Genomic DNA, 249 nt, shown 5'->3' with positions numbered 1-249 from the left:
AATCTGAGCCCACTCAATAATTTCACTAGCAAGCTGCGCAATACCCGTTTCTGCGTATTCACAGCGCCCACCTTCAGGAATACACAGTAGATGTTGTTTATCGGCGTAAGTCGGGGTTGATAACAGAATGTATTGCACAACATCATCTAAATGCATGCCGGCTATGTTATCGGCATATGGCAACTCAGCAACATTAATAATATTAGCCCCATTTTGAATCGCGGCAGCGTAATTGCCTTGGGGGTGTTG

1 protein-coding gene is annotated in these 249 nt (G+C 45.0%); it reads right to left on the bottom strand.

The features are described 5' to 3' along the window. Positions 1-249 (bottom strand): hypothetical protein (locus AAEY79_RS15910; protein WP_352289636.1); only part of this gene is annotated, 249 nt, incomplete at both ends.

The sequence above is a fragment of the Psychrobacter sp. GW64-MNA-CIBAN-0177 genome (assembly GCF_040309585.1).
GTDB lineage: Bacteria > Pseudomonadota > Gammaproteobacteria > Pseudomonadales > Moraxellaceae > Psychrobacter > Psychrobacter okhotskensis.
Note: the sequence above shows the minus strand (reverse complement) of the source record. Positions and strands in the feature narration are given on the sequence as shown.